Source organism: Paradesertivirga mongoliensis (assembly GCF_024436395.1).
Classification (GTDB): domain Bacteria; phylum Bacteroidota; class Bacteroidia; order Sphingobacteriales; family Sphingobacteriaceae; genus Paradesertivirga; species Paradesertivirga mongoliensis.
This window is the reverse complement of the sequence record NZ_JAFMZO010000003.1, coordinates 33,609-52,127: the sequence shown is the minus strand read 5'-3', so window position 1 is coordinate 52,127 and position 18,519 is coordinate 33,609. Positions and strand designations below refer to the sequence as shown.

Sequence of the window (18,519 nt, the reverse complement as noted above, 5' to 3'; positions counted from 1 at the left end):
AGAATAGTTTACCTACCAATCTAATTTCACCAAAGCTACAGCCTGACGGCTTAATTCCAATGGAATTACGGTTTTTCCTCCTTTAATTTTGATCTTTCTTTTGCTGATGCGTTTCAGTTTCCCTGCTTTTTCAAGCTCGGTGATTTGCTCTTTAGTAGGGTTTTGCGGCGAGCCCATCTTTTTCCACACTTCATATGAATTACTGTTTTCCTGATCGATCATATAAATGCTTAAGGATCCGCTTGTTGCCGGAATGTTATCAAGATTGATCTTTACAGGTTCTGCCGGGCCCGGTCTGTCTTCATCATGGTAATTCCAAACCATCACCGCTGCTGACTTCCGGTCTTTACTGGCAAGTGCGCCGATATCGGTTTGTTTACCGCGTATACTCGAATCAAGAACCGTTTGTAAGGGATACATGCGATTGCTTTCTGCAGCCAGTCTTTTACCGGTCATCATCCCGAACATTCTGAATACATTTAACACGGGTTTGTCTACGCCGTTAGTCGCTAAATCCCGGAATCCATAGAACCAGGGCTGGTCTTCAAATTCGAACGACCAGGAAACTGCACCGAGAAAGTTTGCATTATACTTGTCAGAGAGCAAATACTTTCGCGCGAAACTTGCCGCTGTATAACTTGAATAGGCAGTCCCGTTTCGATAGGCATTTTCCGGATTTGTAGCCATTCCGCAGGCCGCACAGCCTTCCGGATCTGATTCTCCGATAATAATGGGCAGGTTTTTAGTTTCGGGATAAGATGTGGACATTTTAAACCCTGTAGCGATATCCCGCATTTGCGGCGACATGTTCATTCTTACCACACCGTTGTATAATCTTGGCGAACCTTTGGCGTGGAAAAGTATTGCATCGAGCGGAGAGCCAATTTTGCCGGTAGCGTAATTTGTGCCGGATATACAATGTTTAATAAAGTTATTTACCCAATCCTGTGCACCTCTTCCTGATGTTCCCGCGATATTCGGCCCGCCAATTTTAGCTGTTGGCAAAGCCCTTTTTACCCCATCAGCCGCGTAATCATAAAGTTTGAAAAACTCTTCCTGACTGGCTTTCCAGTAATGGCCGTTTGGTTCGTTCCATACCTCCCAATACCAGCTTTCTACTTCTTTCTGCCCATAACGTTCTACCGAGTGCTTTACCCATTGATAAACCAGCTCGCGCCACTTATTATAGTCTTTCGGAGGATAGGCCCAGCCGGTAATAATATCCGTGTAAGGGTCGCCCGGCTTCCAGTAGTGCCTGTATGGTTCGGGATGGGTGGACAAGGCCTGCGGCATAAAACCTATCTGTGCCAATGGCTTCATCCCGCGTTGAATATAAGTATCAAAAATACTATCGATAATTCGCCAGTTGTAGATTGGATTGCCATTAGCATCTTCTGTATATGCATTGGTTGAGCCCCATTTCAAAGCGGCTTTCCCGTCGCCGGTTACTAATAAACTATGCGTGCGTACGTATACCGGTACCGGACTTAGTTCAGCTATTTCCGAAAGAAGTTTTTTTCCGTCTTTCATATAAGTATAGTTCGGCTCATCGTAACCAAACCACGCCCATACCGGTGTCATAGGAGCAATCTCTCTTTTTAAGTCGACGGTTACTGTTGCGCCTGGCTGATTGTTAGCCTGAGCGATCGCATGGCTGGAAATCAAAAAGAATAAAAGCGCATGCGCTAGGCTGGATAGTTTAAACATATTGGTTATAGTCATGATGTTTTAGTGCTTTGTCAGAAATGATTCACTCTGCCACCTGCTTGTTATTGTGTTTACCTAAATTCAACACTGTTGAACAAAAGTAGCAAGTTTTTTTACTTTGACAAATAAAGTCATGAGAAAGTATTAGAAGTAAATCCACCACATAGCGTTTGCAACAAGTCAAGTTTTGAACTTTCAGCCCATTATCAGCTAACGATCAGAGTTTTAGTTTCGGAAGTGCCTTTGTTCCAAACTCGCTTATAAACACTTCCTGCTCTCTGTTTACATTATTTCGATCACGGCGTCATTATCGCCCGCATTTAAAATGCAGGCAGTTTCATGGCTGGTCATATCAGGCCGCCGGTACTGTTCTCCGGAATATATCCTTCGGCAATTGGCCAGTGTTTTTTACCAATGCTTTTCATAGATGATTATATTTTAATTAATCCGCTTAACTGAAGTATATAAACTACTGCAAATGCAGTAAAGGTGAGCCCTGCTATCGCTGTAGAAATTAGCGAGAATGCAGTGGGCTTTAAGCCTACCGGGAGCTTTTTGTAATTAAGATATAGTATAAACCCTGCAACTACAGGTATGTGGCAGGCCTCTATAACACCTGCTATTTTCAATAAAATTACCGGTTCGCCTGTAAGCAGGTAAACGATAACGGGTATTATGCCGAGCACCGTTATCACTATGGTTTTCTGTAACTTCTTTTGTTGAAGCCAGGTGCTGTTTGCATGCGAAGTGTTCTTGAAAAGAATTCTTACGCCGTCGCTGAACATCCTTCCAAAGCCGTCCTGATCGGAGAGAATGGTACTGAAGAAAGTTATAAAAACCGCCAAAATCATGAACCAGAAACCAAGTTCGCCCCATATCCCTCCAAGCAGGCGGCCCAATGTTTCTGCTACTTTATTTTCTTCGGGAAGCAAGCCCTGTGGCTTTAAAAGTTCCGTTCCCAGAATTAAAAAAGCGAATGCAATGACGAGGGCTCCAACAACGGCCAGCGTGTTTGCAATAGTCATCTGTTTGATCCAGCCCTTTAGGTACTGAGTTTGTTCGGGCGAGAGTGTATTGAAATTCAGGGGTTCTTCGTTTTTCAGGTTTGCTGCTCCGTATCCTCTTGCTGCTATCCAATACGAAAACCACATCATTCCTGCCGCCCCCGCAAGCATGAATCCCAGCCACGACAAAAGCTCATCTACCTTCAATCCAGATGGAATTTGGGGAACAAAGCCACTTGCAATTGCGCCCGCATCCGGACCGGTACTGATAGAAGCCGTGAGTACTGCAAGCGAGATAATAATTGCAAATACAGTTGTAGCCTTTTCAATTAATTTGTACCGATCCATGGAAATGATACTGGTAGTAATTAAAACGATCAGTATTACATAAAATATGGGGGGAATGTCTAAAAGTGTTATCAGGGCGGTGGAGGCTCCTCCTGCGAGGCCGGCAACCGTAGCCACGGCAACAGCCAGTTGCGGTATAATCAGGAACCACAGCAGAGCTCTGCTTTTTGAAGAAATAGATTCCAGCCCTTTGAAGAAGGTGGCACCCGAACAAACTGTATATCGTCCGATTTCCCGGTTAATGAACCATTTCATCACTACTGCTATCACAAGAGCCCAAACCAGCGTATATCCGTATTGAGATGCAATGCGGGGCGTAAAGAGAAGTTCACCGGAGCCTGCGGCAGACAGCATCCAGATGAATGCCGGGCCCAGCCATTTGAGCCTTTCTCTTCCACGTGGAGCTTTTATGATCTTGTCCTGTTCCATCGTTTCCGAAGCTTGCCATTTTAACTCATGGTATTTTTTATTGTTCAGAATTTTGTGAAATATGAATTATAGAACAGGAACGCCTCTGTTTTTTCATCTGCGAAGGAAGGTGGTCTATGGTGAAAGCTTTTAGACAGAACTCAGAAATCTGGAAAACCGTCGCAGCTATAGAGGTTGTACTCAAGTGAGGGATTTTTCAGGATTTGTGCTTCTTCTGTTTCCGCTTGCAGATGATTATGAACATAGGGGGCATTTTGGTTTTGTAAAAAACCAGAAAGGCCTTAAAACAGTGTTTTAAGGCCTTTCTCACATTGATAAACAACGTTTTCGTCGGGGTGGCAGGACGACAATCCTACTCTGTAAATCGTTTATTATTAATCTGTTACGATAAAGAACAATCTTAAGGTTGTCGAATAGGTATTCTGTTCCTGTAAGTGATCAGACATTTTCTAATGACATTCAAATATACTAAAAAGCACAAAATGTACCAAAATAGACTCGTCTTTTATTAATTGAGAAATCCCCGGATTTCATTAATTTCCAGACCAGTGTATTCCGAAAATTCAAAAATCGATACAAACTGGTGCTTAGTCTTTTTATACTTTTTTTTAATGGTCTGCAAAAGCCTGCAACCTGAACGTTCACTTCTTCCTGTTATTAGCATGACGTCCTTTGGGTAAATACAAATTCTTTCAGTTTTCATAGCAATAATATTGTAGGTGCAAGATCAAAAAAAGTGAAATTTTTCAATGGCCATTTTTAAAAATCCCCATTGGTAAATTTCTAGAGTTATCACTTTTGTAATATAAACTTATTTATCATGCCTACTGAAATATTGACTACAGATGATCTTCGGGAATTCCGTGTCCAATTATTGGAAGATTTTGAGAGACTTTTAAAAACGTATAATGAAACACCTAGAAAGAAATGGTTAAAGTCTTTCGAAGTGATGACTATGTTGAATATTACCAAGAATACGTTAAATACGTATCGAACCAACGGTATTTTATATGCGAAGAAGGTCGGTGGTGTATATTATTACGCTTATCAACAGATTCATGAGTTGCTGCAAAATCCAGCGAAATAAGCTGTAAAAGATTTTGTCAGTTGAAGAAGTATTTATACCACTTAGTTCCAAATACTTTTATTAATTGCAGGGCAGCTTAAAACCTATGATCTTCCTTCGCTTTGCGCCAATTCTTCCTTAGAACAGGGTTGGCAAAAGTTGTTTCGCCGTTTGAGGGTTCCCCAAAGTAATGGCAAAATCGCTCGGAATAATCCGGATTACTAAATTGGGACCAGGTGCTAAATGCCTTTCTTGTGTAGGGCTTCTTCAAATTGAAAGGTATTTCTTCGCCGGTATGAATACAGTACCCAACTTTTTCAGCAAGTGGGTTATTAGACCATTCACGCCGCTCCCTTTCTTCGGCAGGCGAATTTTTTCCCCATTTATATCCAACAGCAGATGGGGCGTTAGATTTATAGACGTCATCAAGAAGGTTTACATTCTCTTCCGATTTCTTGTAGTCGTTCTTGAATCCGAGCAATGCTTTTTCAAAAACAGGAACTCGTTGATATTTTAACTCGGAGTTTTTAATAACCTTTTCGAAATACAGGTATGAGTCCCGTTCTACACTGTTTCCAGAGCTTACTAAATCACCAATATCGCCCAGGAAGCCTTTTACATCCATAACAACCCCAACTTCAATATTATGATCGTGCGAGTATTGCAGTAAATTTAAAGAGGTGATTATTGCACGGTCTTCGCTGGCGTAATACTTAGCGTGCAATTTCGGTTCGTACCTGATTTCGATATTAGGGAAGGTCCTGAGAAAATCGAAATCCTCTTTTCTTAAACTCTTATGTGTACCTTCCTCATTTTTGTCGAACATCACCACAATCTTTAGATCGGGCTTATCCTTTTTGTCTTTCAATTCAACTTTCAGCTTCTCATGTAAATGAAAGTAAGGACAAATTAGGTATAAGTAGTTATCTGCATCCTCAATAAGGTGCTCCAGAGCAGTATTTAGTTCTGAGCCTTTTAAAAATGTAATTGCCAACTATGCGGATATAATTTCATCAATTTCCTTCATCAACCTGTCGGTTTCTGTTAGCGTCACAATGATCTTTTGATAGTGTAAAATGTCTTCGAAATCAAGTTCTCTTCCTTTCCTGTCCTTCAACCACTTTTGAGCAGGCTGGTAGCCTCCAATGTAAAATTCCCAGGCGAGTTGAGGTACATTATCGAAATACTGACTCCCGTTGATCCAAACTTTGGAACCCTCGTATTTCAGTTTTTCCACCTTGTTATTGCCATCAACTCGGTATTTGGTGATGTATTTTTCTATCAAAGGGGAACGCGCCTTTCGCGTCTATTGATACTAAAGTTGGGTGGTGATATCTTCAATAAGGACAACGAGACATTTCCTCAGGAGGAAAGAAAGTTGGAAAATGAGTTCTCTATTAATCTGCCTGCACAGTACTACTTGAAAGGTAAAACCCGAAACAGCTGGATTAACACTATCAATCCATTTAGGGGATCATTGATACTCGGTACTCCCGGCTCAGGGAAATCATATTTTGCAATCCGGCATATCATCACCCAGCATATTAAGAAGGGCTTTAGCATGTTTATCTATGATTTTAAATACGATGATTTAACCAAAATCGCTTACAACACCCTCCTGACTTGCGAAGACCAAAAGCACCTACAACGGAAATTCTATGTAATCAATTTTGAAGATTTAACCAGGACGCATCGGTGCAACCCTCTGAATCCTCAGAGCATGACTGATATTACCGATGCAACTGAAGCCTCGAGAACAATAATGTTGGGGTTGAACCGCGAATGGATCAAAAAGCAAGGAGACTTTTTCGTTGAATCACCTATCAATTTTGTAACAGCGATAATTTGGTATTTGAGAAAATACAAGGGCGGAATTTTTTGCACCTTACCACATGTTATTGAATTAATGCAGGTTGAATATAAGTACCTGTTTGCTGTGCTTAACCAGGAACCAGAAATTGAAGTTTTACTCAATCCCTTTATTTCAGCCTGGAAAAACGAAGCATATGATCAATTAGAAGGTCAGGTAGCAAGTGCAAAAATTAGCATGGCAAGACTTTCATCGCCAGCTTTGTATTTCGTATTATCAGGTAACGACTTCACACTTGATTTAAATAATCCCGATGAGGCAAAAGTTATTTGTATGGCAACAATCCGCAGAAGCAGCAGGTATATGGGGCCGTACTGAGTTTGTATATTTCAAGAATGATTAAACTAGTAAATCAGAAAAACAAGCAAAAATGCAGCTTGATATTTGATGAATTCCCGACGATCTATTTCAACCATATCGACAGCCTGATAGCGACTGCCCGATCAAATAAGGTAGCAACAACTCTGGCGGTTCAGGACTACAGTCAGCTAAAAAAGATTATGGAAGAGAGCAGGCAGAAGTAATTCTTAACATCGTAGGTAATGTTATAGCGGGACAAGTGACCGGAGATACTGCCAAGCAGCTGGCAGAGAGGTTCGGAAAGATAGTGCAGCAAAGGCAGAGTGTTTCTGTTAAAGTTAAGCCGCAAGCAGGAAGACCTGGCTCGGAGAATCGCTGCAAAGATTATTAAACTTCAACTTTCGACAGCCGGATGGCTCAATGTTAAAACAGCAAATTTCTCGAAAGTTCAGAAAGAAATCTTCCTGCTTGTTATCAGCGCCTTTTTTGGCGCCATAAGCTTATATCTCATCTTCCATTCAATTTAATTATTAATCATTTAAATCAATAGCTATGAAAAAGCAACTATCGGCGGAAACGCGAAGGAAACGGAAATTTTTAATGGTGTTGCCACTACTGGTATTCCCCTTTATGACGATGGCCTTCTGGGCATTAGGTGGTGGAAAAGGAATGCCTGACAAAGACCTGGCGAAGCAATCAAAAGAAGGATTTAATACGGATCTTCCAGATGCAAAGTTCAACCAGGAGGAGAAGAATGACAAATTCAGCATCTACCAGACTTCAGCAAGAGTGTCGGCAAATAATGATGAAGAATCAGGTTTTAAAGGACTTGCATTTCCTCAGGACGCAGATGTGGTTGATCCCAACGAACAGAAGATCAACGAAAAGCTGGCACAAATCACAACAGAGTTGAACCGAACGACACCGCCTTCGGGAGATTCTTACTCAACCGCTCGTATCGCTGCCTATCAACAATCTTCTAATATGGGTGCAGACGTAAACCGTCTTGAAAACTTAATGAATAGCTTACAGGGCGGGAATGAGGATGATAAGGAAATGGCCCAACTAAACTCAATACTTGAAAAGGTACTCGAAATTCAAAATCCATCAAGGATAAGAGAAAAACAAAAACAGAAATTGACTGACAGATCAACCGCGACTTTTTCTGTTCATGTAGCAAACGGCCAGGAGGAGAAACAAAGTCTGTATGCTCTGGGCCGAAATATTAATTCCCGGTACGCGGAAAGCACCGGAAATGCCATTGAAGCAACCATCCATCAGGATCAGGAAATTGTTGCCGGTTCCGTAATAAAACTGCGCTTACTTGACAGCATTTTCGTTAGAGGCACGCTAATTCCGAGAAATGAATTTGTTTATGGGATTGCTTCTATTGATGATGAGCGTTTGAAAATTGATATCCCCACTCTCCGCTATAAAAATTCCATTCTTCCTGTCTCTCTTTCTGCCTTTGATCTTGACGGTCTGGAAGGGTTATACATTCCGGGAGCAATAACCCGTGACGCCTCAAAAAAGGGAGTTGAGGATGCAGTGCAAAGTCTGCAAATTATGACAATGGATCCGTCTGTGTCTGCCCAGGTAGCTGGTGCAGGAGTACAGGCTGCAAAGGGCTTGTTCAGTCGCAAAGTAAAGCAGGTAAGAGTAAAGTTGAAGGCTGGATATCAGCTGCTCCTCAGAGATAATAGTCAACGAAACTAATTCATCAGCCATGAAATCATTTGAATCAATAATAATCCTGACATTGATCTGCATAGCGAATCTAGTCAGCGGTCAGGATACTATTTATGTCAGCCACAACAAAACAACAGCAATAGAATTTCCTGCGAGGATTGCCAATCCGGTAAATGCTGGTCGTCATCTAATTGCAGCGGTAACAGGAGATAATGTGCTTACAGTTAAAGCCTCGCAAGGCTTTTTCCCCTCCCAGATTCGTATAACAACAGAAGACGGAGGAGATTATCATTTTCCCGTTGCCTTTTCTTATGGCCGGGCTGGTCGCTTTTATCGTTTGGCTAACAGCCAGGAAACTGTAGCAGTAGATGCCCGACGGAAAACGCCAAAAGAAGAAGTCAGCTCAAAACTAGCATCAGGTAGAGTCCGAAATGTAGTAACCAGCGACAAAAAGGGCAGAGTAAAAGCTGAACTCGGACAGATATCAGTGTCAGGAAATACTCTCTTTTATAAGTTGAAAATCGAAAATAACTCCAGTATTAACTATGATCTCGATTTCGTCCGCTTCTATGTCCGGGATCTCAAAACCACGAAAAGGACAGTTACTCAGGAGCGGGAAATCCATCCAACGCAAGCCATTGGAGCATCGCAAAATACTATCACAGCCGGTGGCTCGGGACTTTATATATTTACCTTCGACAAGTTTCCACTTGCAAAAGGCCAGGCGTTATTCACGGAGATTTACGAAAAGAACGGAGCCCGGAACTTGTACTTAAAAGTGACAGCAGAGAAAATGTAAAGGCGCAATTACTAAAGGAATAGAAGATGGAATTCGATCATGAAAACGCTGACAATCTGCGCGACTATTTTGAAAGTGAGTACTCGGAGGGGAAAAAGTGGTTCGCATACGCCCCCGACTCAGTCATTAAAGGAAAGTGGGATGTAAACTGCTTTTCCAGCCATCTGGATGCCCAGCAGTATGCTCATGATAATACCTCTGCCTGGGAAATAATAGAAACCGGGTATGTGTCAGACGCTCTCTATCAATTGAAAAAAATGTTAGATATCAAACCCAGGCAAAATGAGGATAAAGACATTCAACACTTGAAATCAATAAGATCTATGAATACGCAAAATCTAGACTTCCTTCAATCCAGCTTAAAGTATTTTGGATTTGGAGACAAACTTAACGAGGAACTGAAGAAAAATATTGAGCAACAAAAAGGAGAATTTCAGATCAACTTGCAAATTCCTCATTTCAATAATAAGATGGACTACACTCTCCATTTCAAAAAATCTGATTCTACAGAAATGTATTTCTTCAACCGAATGGATGCTAAACTGCAGAACGGAAAACCGGAGGAAGAAAAAAGTCAATCCTTCTATGTGAATAAAGGGAACGGAATTACAGCAAAGGAGGCCTTCAACCTCTTGGAAGGTCGATCCGTTTTCAAAGACCTCATGATCAAAGAGGGGCAAAAGTACAGTGCATGGCTAAAATTGGATTTTGAGAATGCGGATGATAAAGGCAATCACAAATTAAAACAGTTTAATGATCATTACGGATACGATCTGGAAAAGACTTTAGGCAATTTTCCTATCAAGGAACTTGCTGATCCGGAACAAAAAAAACAGCTCCTCCAGTCCCTCGAAAAAGGCAATGTGCAGCAGGTGACGATGAAACAGGGTGAAAAGGATTTGAAGTTTTTCATCGAAGCCGTTCCGCAATTCAAGAACATAAACGTTTACGATCAGAAGATGCATGCTGTAAGAAGGCAGAACGTTCAGATTTTCGGAAAGTCTGAATCAACCGGAGAAAAGGCTTCTCAGAAGCAAGCCCAAAAGAAGGATGCCGACCCGGAGCAGCCGAAGCAAAAGCAATCGCGTAAGCGAAAACTGTCTCTGTCATAATCCAGGAGCCCGAAAGGGCTTCTTTAGTTTTCATGCATTTTTTAATAAAGGCACAATTCTATATCTTAGTTATTCCATAGACCTACTTATATGAAAGATGCACTAACCTACTTACTGCCAATCCTTTTAATCGTATCCTGCTCATCTGAAAAACTAGATCGGGAGAAAGCTCTGAAACTTCTACAAGAAAACCACCAATCTCAGCCCGCTACCTACAAAATATTTGTTTCAGACCCTGCCTACGCTAAAAGAATGCTCGACGCCGGATTGGAGAGCGATGGTCTTTTAACTGTCCAACGAACACAAGATTTTAGCGATTCGGGAAAACCGTTGATCTCCTTCACAGAAAAAGGAGAGGCGTACATGGTTTCGCAAACGGAAGAGGATAAAAAAGACAATATACAAAGGGTCAAAATAGCTGATCAGGCTATTGAAGAAGTTACTGGTATCCAGATGTTAGATGGTGATAAAAAGGCTGTTGTTGAATATACAACCTCCTATAGGAATGTTACTCCGTTTGCTAAGCTGTCAAAAAGGAAGTTTGATGAGAAGGAGAACCATAAGGCGGATTTTTTATTGTATGATGATGGGTGGAGAGTGGAGCAGTGAACTCGGAACGCTAAAAAAAACGGGTTTGGAGTTGTAAAATAAAAGGAGAGAGAATCAAACCCTAACACGTGAGCTTGCAGTATGTGAATCGTGCAATGCTGAGTTGATTCCTAGACACAGTAAAAGTAAAGTGTTCTCCAAAATAACTGCTGGCCACCTTCACTATATGTAAATCCGCCTTTCTCACCACCTTAAGCAAAGATACCGACGCCACGCGAAGCGTAAAGGCTATACAAGCGGATTCATCGGTCATCGTTGCTTTTTGGCCATCCGGCCTTGACGCTTCGCATGGCTACCGCTCTTTGGTGCCTACCCAGTGAGAATGGGTTGGATTGTTCGATAACACACCGTGTTAGAAACGAACGTTGTGAGCTCAAACAAGGGAACAAGTTGGTTTTGTTGGTGAACTTTCGCATCTTGGCTATCTAAACTCAAATTCATGAATAATTACAACAAACTGAAAGATCTACTTGCGTCTATTGAAGCCGATGCTGACAAATTTTATAATAGCGGTAACAGCGCTGCGGGAACGCGGGTGCGCAAAGGATTGCAGGATATTAAAACTCTCGCTTCTGATATGAGAAAAGAAGTAACCGAGATTGAGAACAAAGAGAAATAAGTGAGAGGAGCTCGAGGGCTTCTTCTTTCATAACCTAAACCTCGACTCAATGGCTCGGCCAATGGCGTGAACCAAGTCTGAGGACAATCCAGTACCGTTTCCTTCTATCAACCAACCTTTTCCGTTTCTGAGCAACGTCAATGAGGCCCCTTCAAAAACAATCGGTATCTCGACTGTGCCTTTAGTAATGAGTCGCTCATTTTCTATCTGAAACCAGTAGTCCTTACCTTCTAACGTTAATCTCAGCGGCATTCCCATTATCGCAAAAATACAAAAGTTCCATCTTCAATCCTGTCGGTCTAGTCATTCACGATCATCATTCTTAATCATCAGCACAAAGTTAGGTCTGCATCCGGACACAGGTACGCTGCGCCAAAGTAGTATTAAAAAAATGGGTATCCGCCTGTGGCGGAGCCTCCACATTATTTGAATCTCCACTTTGCCCTTAGTCCTTATTCAGTCCTGCTTGAGCGCCATGATTAATTCATTCACTACTAAATCAGCTAATTATGGAAAAGCTACAAAATCAGATTTCATTGTTCCAGATATCAGAAATTGAAGTTATTTACAGACCAAAGTTCAAAGCGTCAGAAAGACCAAGAATATGCTGCTCCAAAGACATCTATGAGATTTTGTACCAGAATTGGGATATGAATAAGATGGAATTACAGGAACAGTTCAAAGTCATCCTGTTAAACCGCGGAAACAAAGTTTTAGGAATATTTGAAGTTTCAACAGGAGGAATGGCAGGAACAATAGCTGACCCTAAATTAATTTTCGGAACTGCTTTGAAAGGATGTGCCAGTTCCATTATTCTCGCTCATAATCATCCATCAGGAAATTTAAAACCTAGTCAGGCTGATATAAACCTTACCAGAAAAATTAAAAATGGAGGAAAATTGTTAGATATAGCTGTTTTAGATCATCTAATAGTGACAGTTGAAGGGTTTTACTCATTTGCAGATGAAGGGCTGGTGTGAAGCCCTTTTTTATTCATTAATCTTCCGACTACAATGAAAGGTGGAACTTTTTGAAGATTATGTATACTAAACTTTAAAACCTTCGATCACCAAGTCTAAGTAAAAAAGTCAGGGTGAAATTCCCATCTAATTGCATTTGGACCTCAACCCTACTTTTTACCAACAAGCAATGGGACCCAACAGTTGAAGACTTAGTGGTGACGATGAAAGAATTAAAGTCGAATTACCCACTGACATGGCAATATGTCACTGAATACGAAGATGTATTTAAATCGAGGGAAAGTGGTAAAGCTGGAAGAATGAAGAATTGGTGGGCGAAGGAAGGTCCGAATCTCTTCGATTTGCAGACCAGTATATTCCGAAAACTCGAAGATCGACACAAACTTGACCAAGATGTCGCTGTGCACCATGAACGAGGAACGGGTGACAGAGATAAACTGTTCCAGCGTTTCCTACAGCCAGGATTTCTTCACTTTTAGAAATTCCTGACAACTCAGAGACCAATTCCATAAACGAGAGCCCGTCTTCACCTTTTTCTGCTAATAATCTGGCAACATCAAGATGAGAGCTCTTAAGAATCTTGGTCGGTGCATCCTTCTCGCCTACGTCAGAAAATAAAAACAGCATCAACAGGCCGCGCCCTTTTGAATACACGTTGATGCGATAAGCGGAAAAGTCATTGTGATCAGCTCCCGCAAATCCGGCGTCTACATGCCAGCCTGTATCACCAGAATCCACTTCAGAAGGGAAACGAACAGAAATGCACCCATACTCATGCAGGGTATCCATTTTTCTTTCCCGACTAATTGATCGAAGGCGCTGTGAAGTATAGTGTTATTAGCAGCCTTTATAAATGGCTCCTGCGTATACATCCCCAGCCATACGACCGGCTGTGTCTATCGTTTGGATTTGCTGGAATATCTTTCCATAATATGCTTCTTGCTTCGGCTGCGATATCAGAAGAGAATGCATTATCAATGCGGACAAAACCGTCAGTAATAAAAGAATGTATTTGTTGGGAATTTAAAATATCATACATAATGTATCAATATAAATTTTAGACAATAAAGTATTAGTGCCCTATTGGACATTAGTTTTAGTGACTTGAAAATTTATACTATAACATTACGGTCATTCTCATAGAGCAAAGATACATATTCCCATAAAAAGCGTTCATAAGGTTTTTTTAATTTAATGCTGTGCTTACAAAGTGAATACTTTAAAAATTACATATTTTAGTCTCTGCTTTGCGGATCTCGGCCCGTCTAAGACGCCAAAAGTTTGGAATGTCCGAGTAAGGCGTTTCAATCAAGTCGTACAGCGGTAAGGGTAAATAAAAAGCGATGAAACCCCTTCTAGTTTTAGATTATGAGTACTTGTAAAAACAACCAGGTATAATGTACAGTTCATTGTGAAATTCTCAGAAAATCTAATAATGAGACACGATGGGATATTACTTATATATACGCAAATCGCTCCTTTAGACTATAATTAAAATCATTACCCTAGTAACTCTTGATAATAAATGTTTCCGAAATGTTATCGAACAGAAAAGTAATACTGAAAAATCTTACTGTAAACGACGCTAAGTTTTTTCATGGTCTTTACACACATCCTGCACTGGCAATAAACTTTGATGAAAGTCCTTTTTTACCAAATGAAACGCCAATAGAATTTACAGAACGAATTATATCGATCTGCGAATATATTTTTACAATAAGACCGACGGACAATCCAACCTTAATCATTGGCGACTGCGCGTTACACCACTGGGATAAACTGAACAAGGAAATTGAAATAGGAGGCTCCCTGCTACCTGAATATTGGGGAAAGGGTTATATGCAGGCTGCATTTGACTTATTGGTGGAAGTTTCAAAACAGGAATTAGGTGTAACAGCACTAATGGGACAAACCAAAACACAAAATGTTAAAGCAGTAAAATTTGCTGAAAAGATGGGTTTTGTTAGATGCAAAACTGATGCGAGGGACACATTGATGCGAAAGGTCCTTGTCTAATATAGTCCCAAAAAACGATTAGTTTTCTCTTGAAATATCAGCGAGTACATTCACCAAAAGTGAAATTTATGCCTCTAAACGCCAAACTTGAATATTCCAAGCGGTATAAATTTTGCAAAACACCGAGGAGGACTTCTTTCAGCAGAAAATCATAGTAAGCTCAACCAATAAGCAAGAGAGTTTGCGTAACTCGTAACAGAACTTATGGGTCAAAATATTATTCAAGGATTAGTTCATGCTTCGGAGGCTTTTGAGAACTGGGAAAAAGGTGAAAGCAGGGGTAGCGATGAAGGCGTCGCTGGGAGCACATGCTGTTGCAAGACAATTGGGTGATCCGGTAACGTGAGCTGTAGCTCGCGCAGCAGGACAAGCCGTTGCAACTGCTTATATGATCGAACAATCTTTGGGTAGTCCATTTAAGCCCTAAAGGCGTTTAAATCCGCAAACCGGGATTCATCATCATTAAAAGCAACAAAGAAATTTGCAATCGGGTGTAAGAGCCCCACTTGTCTCGAACCGTTAAAAATAATAAGCTGAATTCGGATCTGAACTTAAATAAATCGGGATTAGACGTTTAGTGTTTGTACCGAACCAAATATAAATGGGATATTTAAACATGCGGGCAAGGATAGGGGCATATTTCAATCTGCGGAACAATAAATGGTGAGCCTATAAGCACACCGGGTGAAATACAGCGGTGAATGGAGGTTTATGTAAATATTACATGCTTAAAACGCGTTGAAGCGAACAGGTCGATATCTGGAAGTTTCAATTGCTTATGATAAGGATGGCAGAGATGTCGCAGCTAATCCGAAGTTTGTAGCAACATTAGATGCATATCCGGTAGAAAAAAAATATAGACAGGCTTTACCCTGTCAAAACCAAAAGTGATAATAATTATATTTCAATGCTAAAGTCTGAAGAGAGTGTCTAGAAAATTATTGAAAAAGTAGTCGGCTTTTTACTAGGTAATAATAAATTTGTTGGAGAAAATATACCATAAAAATGGCCTTCGAAAATCATTTAGCCACTCATGATATATATCAACCGCATCCTGCGTTAAGATCATACATAAGGTATTACTGGTCTTTGGGGCTTAACCTTCCTACTAACTCAATGTTAAGCCTCCAACTGATGGCAGATAGGTTTCCTCGTCTTATCATTCAATGTTTAGATGGTAAAAATGCACTCCACGGCTATCACAATCAAGGTATTTTTCCTGCAAGCTTAAAAGGGGTTACATCCAAGCCCGCCTTGCTGCAGATGGAGCCAAAGTACTCCCATATAGCTGTTTCTTTTTTTCCGCATGCTGTTAAGGCATTTTTTGGTGTTGATGCCCAAGAGACTACTGATGCAGTGTTGGATATGAATCACTTTTGTCCAAATGAAGGTATCGAGCAATTAATAAGCGCAACTTCTCATCAAATGCGGATTAAGATCTTGGACGCCTTTTTTTTGAAGCGATTAGATTTTATTAAAAAATTAGACAAGAGGGTAATAGATTTCCTCCAACTAAGCTCAGTAACAAGCTATGCGAAGCTATTGGCTAAGTACAAAATAAGTGAGCGGCAGTTTGAACGCATTTTTTTGCAAACTGTTGGTTTTACGCCCTCATTTTATAAAAGAGTCTTACGTTTTGAAAGAACTCTTTATACTATTCAACAGGGACAATTTGAATCCCTTACTGACTTGGCCTATGAATTAGGCTACTCCGATCAATCCCATTTTAATCGCGAGTTTAAAAAATTTACTACCCTTACCCCTAAAAAGCTTTTATCCAAAACCAATTTATTAGAAGATAGCGGATCTATTTTGAGCGAATAATCATGTCGGATTTGTTCTATTTTCATTAGAATCCATCAGTTTATTTTGCAGAGTATCTACGATTTGTAATTAGATCACGGCTTAAAACTGAATTGATAAATATGGCACAAATTGCTCCCTTTAAGATCCAAGTTCCGGAATTAACTCTCGAAGACTTGAACAATCGCTTAAAAAACACTCGATGGACAGATTCACCCGAGGATGCCGAATGGCATTACGGCACTAATTCTGCTTACTTAAAGGAACTTCTGGAATACTGGCAAACAAAATACAGCTGGCGAAAACATGAGGAAGAACTAAATAAGCTTCCTCAATTTACTGCAGATATTGAAGGTATTACCGTTCATTTTATCCATATAAAAGGCAAAGGGCACAACTCAAAGCCTTTGCTCTTGAGCCACGGCTGGCCGGACTCATTTTACCGTTTTGTGAAAGTGCTTTCTTTGCTTACCGAAGGCGAGCAAACTTTTGATGTTGTTGTACCCTCTATACCGGGATTTGGGTTTTCAAGCCGGGAAGCGGTAGATTGTGATAGAACTGCTCGGCTTTTTAATGGATTGATGACAGACGTTTTAGGTTATCAAAATTATTATGCTGCAGGCGGTGATATAGGAACGCTTATTACGAAATCATTAGCTGTAGAATTTCCGGGAACTGTAAAAGCAATTCATTTAACTGATGTAGGTTATCCTAGCGGAAGCGAAGATTGGAGCACTATGTCGCCCGCCGAACAACAATTCGGGCAACTGATACAACAATGGGTTTTTACCGAAGGGGCCTATATTATGATTCAATCTACGAAGCCGCAAACATTGGGATACGGATTAAACGATTCACCTGTGGGCTTGGCTTCTTGGATACTGGAGAAATTAAACTCTTGGAGCGATAGTGACGGCAACATAGAAAACAGCTTTACAAAAGATGAAATTCTCACCAATATCATGATTTATTGGGTTACTCAAACTGTCAACACCTCGATTAGAACTTATGCCGAAAATGCAAAAGCGATGTATACAGGAGGATTAAAATCATCACAAAGAGTTGATGTGCCTACCGGAGTTTCGTTATTTCCCAAGGAAGCACAGTTTCCTAAAGAATGGGCAGACCGGCAAGCAAATATCGTAAGCTTCAAAAAGTTGGAACAAGGCGGACATTTTGCCGCTATTGAGGTGCCGGAAGTTTATAGCGCTGAATTGAAGGAATTTTTTCATAAGCATTAAGGTTAATAAAAAAAGCCTTTCATCATTGTGTCTCACAGTAAAACAAAATCCTTCAGCTACAGGGTTCTGGATGTATTTACCGAAACTCCGTTTACCGGCAATCAATTAGCTGTAATACAAGTAACTGGCGAGCTGGAAAAACAACTGTACGAAAAAATATCAAGTGAATTCGGGTATTCTGAGTCTTCTTTTGCCTATTACTCAGTAGAAGACAGAGCCTTAAAAATCCGGTCTTTTACATCAACAGGATTTGAAATTCATGGAGGAGGCCATAACTTGCTGGGGGTTGTTTCAGATTTCTTAGAGAAAGGGGAAGACATTTTCGCCGGGCAAGCGGGCGAGCCATATGTAATTATGAAAGATACCCCGACCTATCTTGAACTTAACAATTCTTCAGGTACTCATGTAATCGGGATGAAACAAAGGCCGGCAAGTTTTGGAGATGTCGTTCCCGTTGAAAAGGTAGCCGAAGGACTTTCATTAAATATGGCTGATTTTTCGAGTGAGTTGCCGCCCGTTGTTGCAGCTACTGAAGTTTCGCATTTAATGGTTCCGGTGAAAAGCACGGAGGTATTAGATAAAATTCAATCGAATAAAAAAAGACTTTCCGACCTAAGTATCAGATATGGTTTTGAAGGAGTTTATTGTTTCAGTCTCACCGGAAGTAATACACACCTCGTTGAAACACGTTTTTTTAATCCGCTAATCGGCATAGACGAAGATCCTGCTACCGGAAGTGCAGCTGGGCCTCTTGCGGGACTCTTGTATAAGACCGGGCGAATAAAAGCCGGTACCTCTTATCAACTGTTGCAGGGGAGTATAATGAAGCGACCTTCAATTATCAAATTTCAGATAGCAGATGACGGAATAGTGATAAGCGGTTCTTCTGTGGTGACAATGGAAGGTAAGATATTTATCTGAATTTTG

17 protein-coding genes and 1 pseudogene are annotated in these 18,519 nt (G+C 40.8%); 12 read left to right on the top strand and 6 right to left on the bottom strand.

Annotated features, from left to right (window positions below):
- Positions 1-12 precede the first annotated feature (12 nt).
- From J3P43_RS11475 to J3P43_RS11470, 3 genes are all read right to left on the bottom strand, one after another.
- A complete protein-coding gene (locus J3P43_RS11475; protein ID WP_255902466.1) occupies positions 13-1,722 on the bottom strand; it encodes a GH39 family glycosyl hydrolase in 1,710 nt (569 codons plus the stop codon).
- A gap of 267 nt (positions 1,723-1,989) precedes the next feature.
- Positions 1,990-2,091 carry a sensory rhodopsin transducer gene (locus tag J3P43_RS19705; RefSeq protein ID WP_369414805.1) on the bottom strand — a complete coding sequence of 34 codons (102 nt, stop codon included), beginning with the start codon at positions 2,089-2,091 and terminating at the stop codon, positions 1,990-1,992.
- 47 nt (positions 2,092-2,138) lie between these two features.
- Positions 2,139-3,488 carry an Nramp family divalent metal transporter gene (locus tag J3P43_RS11470; protein WP_255902464.1) on the bottom strand — a complete coding sequence of 450 codons (1,350 nt, stop codon included), beginning with the start codon at positions 3,486-3,488 and terminating at the stop codon, positions 2,139-2,141.
- Between the two features lie 820 nt (positions 3,489-4,308).
- Here J3P43_RS11470 and J3P43_RS11465 point away from each other — a divergent pair.
- Positions 4,309-4,575, top strand: a complete 267-nt coding sequence (locus tag J3P43_RS11465) for a helix-turn-helix domain-containing protein (RefSeq protein WP_255902462.1) — start codon at positions 4,309-4,311, stop codon at positions 4,573-4,575.
- Positions 4,576-4,651: 76 nt separating this feature from the next.
- Here the strand turns inward: J3P43_RS11465 and J3P43_RS11460 are convergent, their stop codons facing one another.
- Together J3P43_RS11460 and J3P43_RS11455 are read right to left on the bottom strand one after the other, a co-directional pair.
- Positions 4,652-5,548, bottom strand: a complete 897-nt coding sequence (locus tag J3P43_RS11460) for a phospholipase D-like domain-containing protein (protein ID WP_255902460.1) — start codon at positions 5,546-5,548, stop codon at positions 4,652-4,654.
- Complete coding sequence (locus tag J3P43_RS11455; protein WP_255902458.1) at positions 5,549-5,839, bottom strand: type ISP restriction/modification enzyme; 291 nt, start codon at positions 5,837-5,839, stop codon at positions 5,549-5,551.
- A 3-nt stretch (positions 5,840-5,842) separates the two neighbouring features.
- On the opposite strand from J3P43_RS11455, the pseudogene J3P43_RS11450 reads away from it, so the two are divergent.
- From J3P43_RS11450 to J3P43_RS11420, 7 genes and pseudogenes are all read left to right on the top strand, one after another.
- Positions 5,843-7,058, top strand: a pseudogene (locus J3P43_RS11450) (type IV secretory system conjugative DNA transfer family protein); the annotation flags it as partial.
- A gap of 218 nt (positions 7,059-7,276) precedes the next feature.
- Positions 7,277-8,440, top strand: coding sequence for a conjugative transposon protein TraM (gene traM / locus J3P43_RS11445; RefSeq protein WP_255902456.1), 1,164 nt, complete (start codon positions 7,277-7,279; stop codon positions 8,438-8,440).
- 10 nt (positions 8,441-8,450) lie between these two features.
- On the top strand, positions 8,451-9,212 hold the full coding sequence (locus J3P43_RS11440; protein WP_255902455.1) for a DUF4138 domain-containing protein: 762 nt from the start codon (positions 8,451-8,453) through the stop codon (positions 9,210-9,212).
- A 26-nt stretch (positions 9,213-9,238) separates the two neighbouring features.
- Positions 9,239-10,324 carry a hypothetical protein gene (locus J3P43_RS11435; RefSeq protein ID WP_255902453.1) on the top strand — a complete coding sequence of 362 codons (1,086 nt, stop codon included), beginning with the start codon at positions 9,239-9,241 and terminating at the stop codon, positions 10,322-10,324.
- Positions 10,325-10,414: 90 nt separating this feature from the next.
- On the top strand, positions 10,415-10,933 hold the full coding sequence (locus J3P43_RS11430; protein WP_255902451.1) for a hypothetical protein: 519 nt from the start codon (positions 10,415-10,417) through the stop codon (positions 10,931-10,933).
- A 439-nt stretch (positions 10,934-11,372) separates the two neighbouring features.
- A complete protein-coding gene (locus J3P43_RS11425) occupies positions 11,373-11,552 on the top strand; it encodes a BF3379 family histone-like protein (protein WP_255902449.1) in 180 nt (59 codons plus the stop codon).
- A 509-nt stretch (positions 11,553-12,061) separates the two neighbouring features.
- Positions 12,062-12,532 carry a JAB domain-containing protein gene (locus J3P43_RS11420; RefSeq protein WP_255902447.1) on the top strand — a complete coding sequence of 157 codons (471 nt, stop codon included), beginning with the start codon at positions 12,062-12,064 and terminating at the stop codon, positions 12,530-12,532.
- Positions 12,533-12,799: 267 nt separating this feature from the next.
- Here the strand turns inward: J3P43_RS11420 and J3P43_RS11415 are convergent, their stop codons facing one another.
- Entirely contained in the window at positions 12,800-13,321 is a 522-nt protein-coding gene (locus tag J3P43_RS11415; RefSeq protein ID WP_255902445.1) for a phytanoyl-CoA dioxygenase family protein, read from the bottom strand.
- Positions 13,322-14,068: 747 nt separating this feature from the next.
- On the opposite strand from J3P43_RS11415, the gene J3P43_RS11410 reads away from it, so the two are divergent.
- The 4 genes from J3P43_RS11410 (at position 14,069) to J3P43_RS11395 (ending at position 18,513) form a co-directional block, all read left to right on the top strand.
- Positions 14,069-14,548: a GNAT family N-acetyltransferase gene (locus tag J3P43_RS11410; RefSeq protein ID WP_255902443.1), complete on the top strand. Its 480-nt coding sequence runs from the start codon at positions 14,069-14,071 to the stop codon at positions 14,546-14,548.
- A gap of 1,005 nt (positions 14,549-15,553) precedes the next feature.
- Positions 15,554-16,372: a helix-turn-helix domain-containing protein gene (locus tag J3P43_RS11405; protein ID WP_255902441.1), complete on the top strand. Its 819-nt coding sequence runs from the start codon at positions 15,554-15,556 to the stop codon at positions 16,370-16,372.
- A gap of 101 nt (positions 16,373-16,473) precedes the next feature.
- A complete protein-coding gene (locus J3P43_RS11400) occupies positions 16,474-17,592 on the top strand; it encodes an epoxide hydrolase family protein (RefSeq protein WP_255902439.1) in 1,119 nt (372 codons plus the stop codon).
- Between the two features lie 27 nt (positions 17,593-17,619).
- Positions 17,620-18,513, top strand: coding sequence for a PhzF family phenazine biosynthesis protein (locus J3P43_RS11395; RefSeq protein ID WP_255902437.1), 894 nt, complete (start codon positions 17,620-17,622; stop codon positions 18,511-18,513).
- Positions 18,514-18,519: the final 6 nt, after the last annotated feature.